The organism is Streptomyces odontomachi, from assembly GCF_024435355.1.
Lineage (GTDB): Bacteria > Actinomycetota > Actinomycetes > Streptomycetales > Streptomycetaceae > Streptomyces > Streptomyces odontomachi.
This window is the reverse complement of the sequence record NZ_JAMJWG010000007.1, coordinates 292002-304932: the sequence shown is the minus strand read 5'-3', so window position 1 is coordinate 304932 and position 12931 is coordinate 292002. Positions and strand designations below refer to the sequence as shown.

Sequence of the window (12931 nt, the reverse complement as noted above, 5' to 3'; positions counted from 1 at the left end):
CCCGCGCCCCTTTGAGTGCGACGTGGCGGCCGTCGCCGCAGGGGTCCCGGGGGTCAGACCTCCGGGCGAAGGCGAGCCGTCGCTTCGGCCTGTTGCTGGCCCGGGTCCGCGTTGCCGCCGCCCAGCAGCGCGCTGCCCTCGCGCCATTTGGCCCAGCCCAGGTTCCAGTCGCCGTAGCCGTTGTCGAACGGGGTCATGGTCTCGCCGTCGCTGCCCACCACCCGCACGATGTCGCCCTCGCGCACCGTGTTGTAGAACCACTCCGCGTTCTCGGTGCTCATGCCGGTGCAGCCGTGGCTGACGTTGGCGGAGCCCTGCGAGCCCTCCGACCAGGGCGCTGCGTGTACGTACTCGCCGCTCCAGGTGACCCGGGTGGCCCAGTGCACCGGAAGGTCGTACGAGTCGCCGCTGCCCTCGGCGATGCCGACGGTGGAGCTCTTCATCTGGACGAAGGACTGCTTCTCCAGGACCACCTTGATGCCGTTGCGGGTCTCGAAGCCCGGCTTGCCGGTGGTCACGGGGATGTCCTTGATGTCCTCGCCGTTGCGGTAGACGGTCAGGGTGTGGTCACTGGCGTTGGTGACCGCTTCTATGCGGTCGCCGGTGGTGACCTTCAGCGGCTTGGAGTCGCCGCCCCACAGGCTGTCGTCGATCCGCATGCCCTTCAGGCCGCTGCGCACCTGGATGGTGGCGTGCGCCGGCCAGTACTCGCGCGGCCGGTAGTGCAGCGTCTTGGCGTCCACCCAGTACCAGCTGCCCTCGACCGCGGGCTCGGACTGCACGCCGAGGGCGCGCTCCACGGTGATCCTGGCGGCCCGGTCGTGGACGGGGGCGCTCAGCTTGGCGGTGATGGGCTGCCCCACGCCGTACTCGCCGGCCTTGGGCCCGAAGGCCACCGTCAGCTTCTTCGTCGCGTGCTGGGGGTGTCCGGTGTCGAAGCTGAGGACCTTGCGGCCGGGTTCGCCGTCGCTGTTCTCGGTGCTGACCCTGACGGTGTAGTGGGCGCCGGCGGCCAGGGTTGCGGTACTGCGCCAGTGGCGGCCGTCGTCGGACAGTTTGCCTGCCACGTAGCGGCCCGACTCGTCGTGCGCGGTGACGTCGGTGATGCGTCCGCCGTCGCCGCGTGAGGTGACTTCCAGGGGCTTGTCCGGATCGGCCGTGCCGCCGTCCTTGAGGCCACCCAACGCGATCTGGGACGCCGCGTCGTAGGGCTCGGCCGTGAGCTGGTTACCGGAGCTGCAGGCCGCGGTGGCTGCAGTGAGGGCGGCCACCAGCAGCGAACAGCTCCATACCATGCGGGTACGCGCTGACTCGTTCATGCGTTTCACGCTAGGGAGGATCGCCCGGGACGGCGCGGTCAGTGAGCTGATCGAGTGGCGGGGCCCACCCGGGCAAACGGACGGGCCCGGACGCTCCTTGGAGGAGGGTCCGGGCCCGTGGCTGCTCGACGTCAGCCGCGGCCGGTGGTCACGGCGTACGGGGCGCGGCAAGCCGGCACCGTACGCGTGGGCCGCCGTGGCTCACTGGTTCTGGTTCTCACCGCGGTAGTACTCGAATACCCAGCCGAACAGGCCGACGAGGATGATCGGCAACGAGAAGTACAGCAGCCACCAGCCGAAGATGATTCCCATGAAGGCGAGCGCGCCGCCGATCGCGAGGGCGAGCGGCTGCCAGCTGTGCGGGCTGAAGAAGCCCACCTCACCGGCGTCGTCCGCGACGTCCGCGTTCTTGTTGTCCTGCGCGCCCGCGTCGACCCGCCGGGCCGTGAAGGCCAGGTAGTAGCCGATCATGACGCTCAGGCCGAACGCCAGGAACAGGGCGGTGGTGCCGGCCGGCTCCTTCGACCAGAGGCCGTAGACCACGGCAATGGTCAGGATGAAGACGGCGAGCCAGAGGAACATCTTGCCCTGGATCTTCACTTTCCGGCCTCCTTACCGCCCGTGCTGCCGCCGACGCCGGCCGGGACGTTCTCCAGCTGGTCGAGCGCGGAGATCTCCGGGTGGTGCAGGTCGAAGGCCGGGGACTCACTGCGGATACGCGGCAGCGTGAGGAAGTTGTGCCGCGGCGGCGGGCAACTGGTCGCCCACTCCAGGGAGCGGCCGAAGCCCCACGGGTCGTCGACGCCGACCTTCTTGCCGTACTTGGCGGTCTTCCAGACGTTGTAGAGGAACGGCAGCATCGACGCGCCGAGGACGAAGGAGCTGATGGTGGAGATGGTGTTCAGCGTGGTGAAGCCGTCCGCCGCCAGGTAGTCCGCGTAGCGCCGCGGCATGCCCTCCGCGCCCAGCCAGTGCTGGACGAGGAACGTGCCGTGGAAGCCGATGAACAGCGTCCAGAAGGTGATCTTCCCGAGCCGCTCGTCCAACATCTTGCCGGTGAACTTCGGCCACCAGAAGTGGAAGCCGGCGAACATCGCGAAGACCACGGTGCCGAAGACGACGTAGTGGAAGTGCGCGACGACGAAGTACGAGTCGGAGATGTGGAAGTCCATCGGCGGCGAGGCCAGGATGATGCCGGTCAGACCGCCGAAGAGGAACGTGATCAGGAAGCCGACCGACCAGAGCATCGGTGTCTCGAAGGACAACGAGCCCTTCCACATGGTGCCTAGCCAGTTGAAGAACTTCACACCGGTGGGCACCGCGATCAGGAAGGTCATGAAGGAGAAGAACGGCAGCAGCACGCCACCGGTGACGTACATGTGGTGCGCCCACACCGTCACGGACAGGCCGGCGATGGCGATGGTGGCGCCGATCAGACCGCCGTAGCCGAACATCGGCTTGCGGCTGAAGACCGGGATGACCTCGGAGATGATGCCGAAGAACGGCAAGGCGATGATGTACACCTCTGGATGGCCGAAGAACCAGAAGAGGTGTTGCCAGAGCAAGGCCCCACCGTTGGCCGCATCGAACACATGAGCGCCGAACTTGCGGTCGGCCTCCAGCGCCAGCAGCGCGGCGGCCAGCACGGGGAAGGCGAGCAGCACCAGCACACCGGTCAGCAGCACGTTCCACACGAAGATCGGCATGCGGAACATCGTCATGCCGGGAGCGCGCATGCAGATGATGGTGGTGATGAAGTTGACCGAGCCGAGGATGGTGCCGAAGCCGGAGAAGGCCAGACCCATGATCCACATGTCGGCGCCGACGCCCGGCGAGCGGACCGCGTCCGACAGCGGCGAGTAGGCGAACCAGCCGAAGTCGGCGGCGCCGTCGGGGGTGAGGAAGCCACCCACCGCGATGAGCGAGCCGAACAGGTACAGCCAGTAGGCGAACATGTTCAGCCGCGGGAACGCCACATCGGGCGAGCCGATCTGGAGCGGCATGATCCAGTTCGCGAAGCCGGCGAACAGCGGCGTCGCGAACATCAGCAGCATGATCGTGCCGTGCATCGTGAACGCCTGGTTGAACTGCTCGTTCGACATGATCTGCTCACCCGGACGGGCGAGCTCGGCACGCATGAAGAGGGCCAGCACGCCGCCGATGAGGAAGAACGCGAACGACGTGGCCAGGTAGAGGGTGCCGATCGTCTTGTGGTCGGTGGTGGTGAGCCACTTGACGACGGCGCCACCGGGCTGCCTGCGCCGCACCGGGAGCTGGCTCTCGTACGTCTCCGAAGGCGACCCGGTGCCGCGTTGGGGTTCGTCGATGATGCTCACAGGTTGTTCGTCTCCCGGTTCTTCTCATGGCTCGTCTGGGCGATACCCGCCGGGACGTACCCGGTCTGCCCCTTCGCCGCGAGCTCCTGGAGGTGCTTCTGGTAACGCTCGGGAGAGACGACCTTCACGTTGAAGAGCATCCGGGAGTGGTCGACGCCGCACAGTTCGGCGCACTTGCCACGGAAGGTGCCCTCCTTCGTCGGGGTCACTTCGAAGGAGTTGGTGTGGCCCGGGATGTCGTCCATCTTCATGAGGAACGGCAGCACCCAGAAGGAGTGGATGACGTCCCGCGAGGTCAGCACGAAGCGGACCTTCTCGCCCTTGGGGAGCCAGAGGGTGGGGCCGGGGTTGTTGTTCTGCGGATTGCGCTCGCCCGGCGTGCCGACCTCGTAGACGCCGCCTGCGTGGGCCGGGAAGTCTTCCTTGAACCGGTCCGGAATGGCGGCCAGCTCCTTGGCCGTCTTGGCGTCACCGGTGGAGCCCTTCACGTCCTCCACGTAGTTGAAGCCCCAGCTCCACTGGTAGCCGACCACGTTGATGGTGTGGGCCGGCTTGTCGGAGAGCCCGAGGAGCTTGGACTCATCGCGCGCGGTGAAGTAGAAGAGCACCGAGACGATGATGATGGGGACCACCGTGTACAGCGCCTCGAGGGGCATGTTGTACCGGGTCTGAGGGGGCACCTCGACCTTGGTGCGGCTGCGCCGGTGGAAGATGGCGGCCCACAGGATCAGGCCCCAGACGAGCACGCCCACAGCGAGCGCCGCGGCCCAGGAGCCCTGCCACAGGGAGAGGACGCGTGGCGCCTCCTCCGTGGCGGGGGTGGGCAGGCCGAGGCGGGGGAAATCCTTGTATGTGCAACCGGTGGCGGTCACGAGGATCAGGCCCGCAGTCAGCACCTGCGGCAGCCTCCGCCGCATCGGGCGCCGCGAGGCGGGGGTACCGCTGGGGGTACTCCCCCATCGCCTAATGGGCATGGGGGTGCCCCCACCCACGCCCGTGAGGGCAGTGGGGGAGCCCTCTGAGGTGCGGGGGAGGTCGGAGCCGTTGGGACTCACGTAGCGCCTTCCCGAGAGTCTCGCCCGCGCATTTCGGCTGCGGCCTTCCCGCTGGTCGGTCGCCGTCCCGCACACGGGCAGGGTTTGGATGTTTATGCGGAGCAAACCCTACTGGACGCAATTCAGGCCTGCGCGAGGAGGGGGTGCCCAACGCGCCGCGGGGTGCCCCCGGTCGCGTTCTTTTCATTTCCCGCCCGCACGCGCGGGTGGTGACGAGACCCGCCGCGCCCCCGGGGCCGGGCTCGCCACAGGGCCCGCGGAGGCGGTCCGATGCCCAGGAACAGGGGGCCGCGGGATCTTGGCGATCTACGGCTCCGGCGCGGAGCCGCGACAGGAACTGCCCCTTCGGGACGGTGGCGACCTGACGGTCCCGTCGTGGTCGGTCGCGCAGTTCCCCGCGCCCCTGAGGTCGGACGCCCTCGGTTCGACGGGCACCTACCCAAGGAGCACCGAGCCGCAAATGCCCCGCCCCGCACCTCTGCTTGGCACGCGCCCCTGGCCGCCGAGGCGCCTGCTCGTGCGCGCCTGCTCGTGCGCGCGCCCCTGCGTACCCGCCGCCCGTGCGGGCGGCTTATAAGAAGGCGGCTCATAAGAAACCAGCCACGGCACCGCTCGCTGCCCCACCCACAGGCCGCAGGACCGGCACCCTCAAGGCCAAGGACGCCCACGCTCAGGGGCGCGGGGAACTGCGCAAACAGACGTACGAAACCGGCAGTCCACCACCGGCGCGCACCGAAGCCGTGGGAGCCCTCCGCAGGAGAGGGGGGCCTCTGCGGGAGAGGGGGCCTCCGCAGGAGGAGGGGCTCCGCAGGAGAGTCGAGCCCCCACAGGAGCAGGGAAGCCCCCCCCCGCAGAAGAAGGGAAGCCCCCCGCAGAAGAAGGGCGCCCCCCACAGGAGAAGGGAAGCCCTCCGCAGGAGAAGGGAGCCCCCGCAGGAGGAGGGGCCCCGGCAGCAAAGGGGCGCGGCGCCGCTCTACGGGCGGCGCCCCGCAGGAGAAGGGGCCCCACAGGAGAGCGGGCCTCCGCAGGAGAGCGGGTCCTCCGCACGAGATAAGCAGGCAATCCGCAGGAGAGCGGGTCCTCCGCAGGAGAAGGGAGCCCTCCGCAGGAGAAGGGAGGCCGTCCGCAGGAGAAGGGAGGCCGTCCGCAGGACAAAGTGGCGGCCGGGGTGGCTGGCGGGCCGGGGCGCTCCCGGGCCCGGGTTACCGTACGCATCGTGCCGTACTTCGACGCCGCCTCCACCGCACCTCTGCACCCCGTCGCCCGTCAGGCCCTGCACGCCGCGCTGGACGAGGGCTGGGCGGACCCCGCCCGGCTCTACCGGGAGGGTCGCCGCGCCCGGATGCTGCTGGACGCGGCTCGCGAGACCGCCGCGGAGGCCGTCGGTTGCCGGCCGGACGAGCTGGTGTTCACCTCGTCCGGCACCCGCGCCGTGCACACCGCGCTCGCCGGCGCGCTGGCCGGCCGCCGCCGCACCGGCCGCCATCTGGTGGTCTCCGCCGTCGAACACTCGGCGGTGCTGCACGGCGCCGAGCTGCACGAGTCCGACGGCGGCACCGTCACCGAGGTCCCGGTGGACCGTGCCGGCGCCGTCTCCCCCGACGCGTTCGCGCACGCCCTGCGCCCCGACACCGCGGTGGCCTGCCTCCAGTCGGCCAACCACGAGGTCGGCACCGTACAGCCGGTCGACGAGGTGGCCGGCGCCTGCCGCGCCGCGGATGTGCCGTTGCTGGTGGACGCGGCGCAGTCGTTGCCGTGGGGCGCGGTGCCCGGCACCTGGTCGCTGCTGACCGCGAGCGCGCACAAGTGGGGTGGCCCGGCGGGTGTCGGGCTGCTCGTCGTCCGCAAGGGGACCCGGTTCGCGCCACCGGGACCGCACGACGAGCGCGAGTCGGGGCGTGCCGCGGGCTTCGAGAACGTTCCGGCGATCGTGGCGGCCGCTGCCGCGCTGCGCGCCGTGCGCGGTGAGGCGGCGGCGGAAGCGGCCCGGTTGCGGGTGTTGACGGAGCGGATCCGGGCGCGGGTGCCTGCCGTGGTGCCGGATGTGGAGGTGGTGGGCGACCCGGTGCGCAGGCTGCCGCACCTGGTCACGTTCTCGTGTCTCTATGTCGATGGAGAGACCCTGCTGCATGAGCTGGACCGGGCCGGTTTCTCGGTGTCGTCGGGTTCGTCCTGCACGAGCAGCACGCTGACGCCGAGCCATGTGCTCAAGGCGATGGGGGTGCTGAGCGAGGGCAACGTGCGGGTGTCGTTGCCGACCGGCACGGCGGAGGAGGACGTCGAACGGTTCCTGGGTGTGCTGCCCGGGGTGGTGGCCACGGTGCGCGAGAAGCTGGGCGCGCCTTCCTCACCCGTGCCGCCGGCCGACCCCGAACCCGCGTCGCTGGTGGTGGACGCGCGCGGCAAGCTCTGCCCGATTCCGGTGATCGAGCTGGCCAAGGTGATCGGGGACGTGCCGGTCGGCGGAACGGTGACGGTGCTCTCGGACGACGCGGCGGCCCGTCTGGACATCCCCGCCTGGTGCGGGATGCGGGGCCAGACGTATGTGGGTGAGGAACCGGCGGACCCTGGTGTCGCCTACACGGTCCGCCGGTCCTCCTGACGTGCTGCCGCGGTCCTCCTGACGTGCTGCCGGCGCGTCCGCCGGCGTCACTTGAGGTGCGCGCGCACCTCGTCCGCGGCCTGCTCGCCGTAGGCCGTGGTGAACCGCTCCATGAAGTGGTCGCGGCGCAGCTCGTACTCCTGGGGCCCCACCGTCTCGATGACCAGGGTGGCCAGCATGCAGCCGAGCTGGGCGGCGCGTTCCAGGCCGACGTTCCAGACCAGGCCGGATAGGAAGCCCGCGCGGAAGGCGTCACCGACCCCGGTGGGGTCGGCCTTGGCCTCCTCCTTCGGGACGCCCACCTCGATGGGGTCCTCCCCGGCGGACTCGATCCGCACGCCGCGCGCGCCGAGGGTGGTGACGCGGTGGCCGACCTTGCCCAGGATCTCCTCGTCGCTCCAGCCGGTCTTGGACTCGATGAGCCCCTTCTCGTACTCGTTGGAGAACAGGTAGGCGGCGCCGTCCATCAGGGTGCGGATCTCGTCGCCGTCCATGCGCGCGATCTGCTGGGAGAAGTCGGCGGCGAAGGGGATGGTGCGGGTGCGGCACTCCTCGGTGTGGCGGAGCATCCCCTCCGGGTCGTCGGCGCCGATCAGGACGAGGTCGAGCCCGCCCACGCGGTCGGCGACGGTCTTCAGCTCGATGAGGCGTGCCTCGCTCATCGCACCGGCGTAGAAGGAGCCGATCTGGTTGCCGTCGGCGTCGGTGGTGCAGACGAAGCGTGCGGTGTGCAGCGTCTCGGAGATGTGCACGGACGCGGTGTCCACGCCGTGCCGCTCCAGCCAGGCGCGGTACTCCTCGAAGTCGGAACCCGCGGACCCGACCAGGATGGGTGAGGTGCCCAGTTGGCCCATGCCGTAGCAGATGTTGGGGCCGACGCCGCCCCGGCGCACGTTCAGACCGTCGACCAGGAAGGACAGCGAAACTGTGTGCAGCTGGTCCGCGATGAACTGGTCGGCGAACCGGCCGGGAAAGGTCATCAGATGGTCGCTGGCGATGGAGCCGCTGACTGCGATACGCACGGCTGTACTCCTGAAGGGTCGCGTGAAGGGTCGGGTTGCTGGGCACGTGCTGAACACCGCACTCGGCACGGGTGCGGACGGCGGGTGCCGGCTGGGGGACGGCCGTGGTTCGATGGTTCGATAGGACGACATGCCGAGGTGATCTTCGCGTTATCGGCCTGGCTGACCTGCACCGGAAGCAAAAATACCCGATAGTAGGGCTTTCTTCGCGGTCTTCGTGGACTTACGGTGCCGGCATGGAGAACTCCGACGCACGCGGTCACGACTCCCCCACATGGGGGTCTTCCCTCGCGACGCTGCGCGGTGACTGCGCCAGGATGGTGCCACACTGGGTGACGCCCGGCAGCACCACCCCGCACCCCGTTCCACCGTCCCGCATCCGCGGTGTCGTGGTACCCCCGTCCTCCGCCCGGCTGCTGGACGCGATGTCCGACTACGGGGACTGACGCGGCGTCAGCCCGCGTACGGCTCCGCGGCGTCCACACCGCGCGTGGCGGACACCGCAGCCTTCGTTCACCGGGTGCGTGCGCCCCGTCGGATGCCCAGGTCATCGGGCGCGTCCGGGCGAGCGCAGCGGGCGCTCGCCGGTGCGCAGCACGCGTGCCCTCGACCGGGCGGGGAACCAGCGGCTCTGTGACGGCGTCCCATTGCTGTCCCGCAATGACGAAGGGTGCGGCCCTCCTACCGGGGCCCGGGCACCTCACACAGGGGCAGCGGGACTGCACGGCAGACCAAGGAGCGATGCGGTGAGCACCGAGCGACCCACTCACGACGAAGCGGACGACGGCGCGCGGGACGAGACGGCGCGCGAGGCGGTCGGCCGGGAGACCCAGGCACGATCCGACCCCGCGCACCAGCGCGCCGGGCAGGACGAGGCGGCCCAGGTCAGCGCTGCACACGACGACACGGCTCGGCAGCGCACACCGGACACCGACGCGACGGGCAAGACGGACGCACGCAGGACGCACGACGTGGCCGACCCACCGAACACGACGCACGCGACGCATACGCCGGACCCGGGCGACGCGGCCGACACACGGCGCCGCTCCCCGCTGATGGTCGCGTCCGTGGCGCTCGCGGTGCTGCTCGCCGGGGGCGGCGGCGCCTACCTCGCCACCTCCGCGTCGGGCGGGCACGGCGACACCGACCCCGGGGCGGCCTCGTCCGGCCACGGCAACCCGCCGCCGCTCGTCCTCGACGACTATCCGCAGGGCGGCGGAGCCTCCGGGCAGGCTCCCGGCACCCCCGGCATCGCGCCCGGGGAGCCCGACCCGAACGGCAGCCTGGCCACCGTGTACCGCGCCGCGGGGGACCTGCCGAAGGGACCCTCCGAAGCGCCCGTGTACCGCGCCACGGGTGAGGTGAGCGCGGACCAGGTGAGCCGGCTGGCGAAGGCGCTGGGCGTGGCCGGCACGCCCCGGCTGTCCGGGGCGAGCTGGCAGGTGGGTGCCACCAAGGCCGGCTCGGGCCCGTCGCTCCAGGTCACCCGGCAGGCCCCGGGCACCTGGAGCTTCATGCGGAGCATGCCGGGCAGCGACAACTGCGCGCGCGGCAAGGAGTGTTCCGGCGGGGGCCTGACCGGTGGCGGGACCGGCCCCGCGGTGAGCGAGCAGACCGCGAAGGCGGCGGCCGCGCCCGTGCTGAAGGCGCTCGGCCAGGACGACGGCAAGCTCGACACCAAGCAGGTGCAGGGCTCGGTACGGCTGGTCAACGTCGACCCTGTCGTGGGCGGCCTGCCCACGTACGGCTGGTCGACGGGCATCCGGGTCGGCACGAACGGCTCCGTGGTCGGCGGCAACGGGCGGCTGGTGACCCCGGTCAAGGGCGAGACGTACCCGGTGCTCGGCGCCGGCACCACGCTGGAGATGCTCAACAAGTCCGGGTCCGGGCGTATGACGCCCAAGGCCTGCCGCGGCGCGTTGCCCGATTCCGGGCAGGCCTCCAAGGACGGCCGGGACGTCGTGGCATCGCCCTGCCTGGCGCCGAGCGGGTCGCACGGCAAGCAGGTCGAGGTGCCGGTGCAGGGCGCCACGTTCGGTCTGTCCACGCACTACGCGGCGGGCCGGCCGACGCTCGTGCCGTCCTGGCTGTTCGAGGCACGGCCGAAGGGTGCCGACACCGGCTACACGCTGACGTATCCGGCCGTGCAGCCCGCGTACCTGTCCGGCGACGGCGAGCCCGGCGACGGCCACGGTTCGGGCGCACCGGCCTCTCCCCCGGCCTCGTCCGGTAACTCCACGCATGTGCACGTCACCTCCTACACCGCGCACGACCGGTCGCTGACCGTGCACTTCTACGGCGGGGTGTGCAGCCAGTACACCGTCGCGGCCGAGGAGAGCCAGGACAAGGTCAGCGTGACCGTGACCGCGCACCAGAAGGACCCGGGCAGGAAGTGCATCATGATCGCCAAGGAGTTCACGAAGACGGTGACGCTGGACAAGGCGCTCGGTGACCGCAAGGTGGTGGACAGCACGGGCGCCACGGTCCGCGAGGGCTGAAGCCCGGGAGCGGCCCCGGGTGTGTCCAGGTGGCATGTCGGCACGTCACCGGGACCGTTCATGCGACCCGATCACCCGACCGAACAGCGCACGGCGAAGGCGGTGTCCCCGCTAGGGGGCACCGCCTTCGTGCTGTGGCCCGAGTGAGAGCCGTACGACTCCGGGAGGGTTCAGCTGAAGGAGTCGCCGCAGGCGCAGGACCCCGTGGCGTTCGGGTTGTCGATCGTGAAGCCCTGCTTCTCGATGGTGTCGACGAAGTCGATGGAAGCGCCACCGAGGTACGGAGCGCTCATCCGGTCGGTGACGACCTTGACGCCGTCGAACTCCTTGACGACATCGCCGTCGAGCGAGCGCTCGTCGAAGAAGAGCTGGTAGCGCAGACCGGAGCAGCCGCCGGGCTGGACGGCGACGCGCAGCGCGAGATCGTCACGCCCCTCCTGCTCGAGCAGCGCCTTGACCTTCCCCGCGGCGGCGTCACTCAGGATGATGCCGTCGGTGGCCGTGGTGGTGTCGTCCGATACGGACATCTACATCTCTCCCGGTTAGTACGGAGACTGCTTGCCGACGGTCCAACCGTGCGGGCCGTGAATTCATTCCGGGCCGGTGACCGCTCTTATGAAGGATTCCACTGTGCTTGCCCTCCATGCTTGCACATCCGTCCGCCCGCTTCCTCGGGCGGCGAGTGGGGAAAAGCGGGAACCCTCGGGAATTACGTCACATCGACGCGATGGTCATCGTCAAAGTGACGTGAAGGGGTTATGATAGATAACGTCAATTAGACGAAAAGTGGTCTCGGCAAGAGACCCCCGCCTGCGAGAAAGGGTGCGTGCCGTGACCACCGCCCAGCCCCTGGATGTCCAGCCCACACCCCTCGCCCTGCTGCTGCTCGGCCGCGACGCGGATCCGAGCAGCGAACGTGGTGTCGAGTGCCCTGGTGATCTGCCCGCACCGTCCGACCCCGACCTCGTGGCACGCGCCCGGGCCGCCAAGGACAAACTCGGGGACCGGGTCTTCGTCCTGGGCCACCACTACCAGCGGGACGAGGTCATCCAGTTCGCGGACGTCACGGGTGACTCCTTCAAGCTGGCCAGGGACGCCGCCGCCCGGCCTGCCGCGGAGTACATCGTCTTCTGCGGTGTGCACTTCATGGCCGAGTCCGCCGACATCCTCACCTCCGACGAGCAGAAGGTGGTGCTGCCCGACCTGGCCGCCGGCTGCTCGATGGCGGACATGGCCAGCGCCGAGCAGGTCGCGGAGTGCTGGGACGTGCTGGCCGAGGCCGGCATAGCCGAACAGGTGGTACCGGTCTCGTACATGAACTCCTCGGCCGACATCAAGGCCTTCACCGGCCGGCACGGCGGCACCATCTGCACCTCGTCCAACGCCCGCCGGGCACTTCAGTGGGCGTTCGGGCAGGTGGACGGCGGCGACGGGAAGGTGCTCTTCCTGCCGGACCAGCACCTCGGGCGGAACACCGCGGTCCGCGACCTGGGCATGTCCCTGGACGACTGCGTGGTCTACAACCCGCACAAGCCGGGCGGCGGCGTCACCGCGGACGAACTGCGCGCCGCGAAGATGATCCTGTGGCGCGGCCACTGCTCGGTGCACGGCCGCTTCTCGCTCGACTCGGTCGAGGAGGTGCGCGCCCGCATCCCCGGCGTGCAGGTGCTGGTGCACCCCGAGTGCAAGCACGAGGTCGTGGCCGCCGCCGACCACGTCGGCTCGACCGAGCACATCATCAAGATGCTGGAAGCCGCCCCCGCCGGCTCCAAGTGGGCGATCGGCACCGAACTGAACCTCGTACGCCGGCTGGCGAACCGTTTCGCTGACCAGGGCAAGGAGATCGTCTTCCTGGACCGGACGGTCTGCTTCTGCTCGACGATGAACCGCATCGACCTGCCGCACCTGGTGTGGGCCCTGGAATCCCTGGCCGACGGCACCGTGGTCAACCGCATCCAGGTCGACGCGGAGACCGAGCACTACGCCAAGCTCGCCCTGGAGCGCATGCTGGCGCTGCCGTAGGGGCTCGGGCGCCCCCGCGTGTCGTGCACGACGGCGGGCCCGTACTGCGCGGGTCCGCCGAGGACACCGGCCCGCCG

10 protein-coding genes are annotated in these 12931 nt (G+C 70.1%); 4 read left to right on the top strand and 6 right to left on the bottom strand.

Annotated elements, in window-relative coordinates; translation table 11 throughout:
- Window positions 1-53 precede the first annotated feature (53 nt).
- From NQO67_RS17650 to ctaC, 4 genes are all read right to left on the bottom strand, one after another.
- Window positions 54-1319 carry a L,D-transpeptidase gene (locus NQO67_RS17650; protein ID WP_255950965.1) on the bottom strand — a complete coding sequence of 422 codons (1266 nt, stop codon included), beginning with the start codon at window positions 1317-1319 and terminating at the stop codon, window positions 54-56.
- Between the two features lie 201 nt (window positions 1320-1520).
- On the bottom strand, window positions 1521-1919 hold the full coding sequence (locus tag NQO67_RS17645) for a cytochrome c oxidase subunit 4 (protein WP_255950964.1): 399 nt from the start codon (window positions 1917-1919) through the stop codon (window positions 1521-1523).
- Window positions 1916-3655 (bottom strand): aa3-type cytochrome oxidase subunit I, encoded by a 1740-nt coding sequence (ctaD, locus tag NQO67_RS17640; protein ID WP_255950963.1) that lies wholly within the window; start codon window positions 3653-3655, stop codon window positions 1916-1918. The genes NQO67_RS17645 and ctaD overlap by 4 nt, the downstream gene beginning before the upstream one ends.
- Window positions 3652-4572 (bottom strand): aa3-type cytochrome oxidase subunit II, encoded by a 921-nt coding sequence (gene ctaC / locus NQO67_RS17635; protein WP_255950962.1) that lies wholly within the window; start codon window positions 4570-4572, stop codon window positions 3652-3654. The genes ctaD and ctaC overlap by 4 nt, the downstream gene beginning before the upstream one ends.
- A gap of 1354 nt (window positions 4573-5926) precedes the next feature.
- On the opposite strand from ctaC, the gene NQO67_RS17630 reads away from it, so the two are divergent.
- A complete protein-coding gene (locus tag NQO67_RS17630) occupies window positions 5927-7312 on the top strand; it encodes a cysteine desulfurase/sulfurtransferase TusA family protein (protein WP_255950961.1) in 1386 nt (461 codons plus the stop codon).
- 47 nt (window positions 7313-7359) lie between these two features.
- Here NQO67_RS17630 and NQO67_RS17625 read toward each other — a convergent pair whose 3' ends face one another.
- Complete coding sequence (locus tag NQO67_RS17625; protein ID WP_255950960.1) at window positions 7360-8334, bottom strand: carbohydrate kinase family protein; 975 nt, start codon at window positions 8332-8334, stop codon at window positions 7360-7362.
- A 236-nt stretch (window positions 8335-8570) separates the two neighbouring features.
- On the opposite strand from NQO67_RS17625, the gene NQO67_RS17620 reads away from it, so the two are divergent.
- Both NQO67_RS17620 and NQO67_RS17615 read left to right on the top strand, forming a co-directional pair.
- Window positions 8571-8780 (top strand): hypothetical protein, encoded by a 210-nt coding sequence (locus NQO67_RS17620; RefSeq protein ID WP_255950959.1) that lies wholly within the window; start codon window positions 8571-8573, stop codon window positions 8778-8780.
- A 300-nt stretch (window positions 8781-9080) separates the two neighbouring features.
- On the top strand, window positions 9081-10832 hold the full coding sequence (locus NQO67_RS17615; protein WP_255950958.1) for a hypothetical protein: 1752 nt from the start codon (window positions 9081-9083) through the stop codon (window positions 10830-10832).
- 170 nt (window positions 10833-11002) lie between these two features.
- Here NQO67_RS17615 and NQO67_RS17610 read toward each other — a convergent pair whose 3' ends face one another.
- The gene (locus tag NQO67_RS17610; RefSeq protein ID WP_255950957.1) at window positions 11003-11359 is read right to left on the bottom strand and encodes a HesB/IscA family protein; all 357 of its coding nucleotides are present in this window, start codon (window positions 11357-11359) and stop codon (window positions 11003-11005) included.
- Between the two features lie 295 nt (window positions 11360-11654).
- Here NQO67_RS17610 and nadA point away from each other — a divergent pair, with 295 nt between their 5' ends.
- Window positions 11655-12854 (top strand): quinolinate synthase NadA, encoded by a 1200-nt coding sequence (gene nadA / locus NQO67_RS17605; RefSeq protein ID WP_255950956.1) that lies wholly within the window; start codon window positions 11655-11657, stop codon window positions 12852-12854.
- Window positions 12855-12931 lie beyond the last annotated feature (77 nt).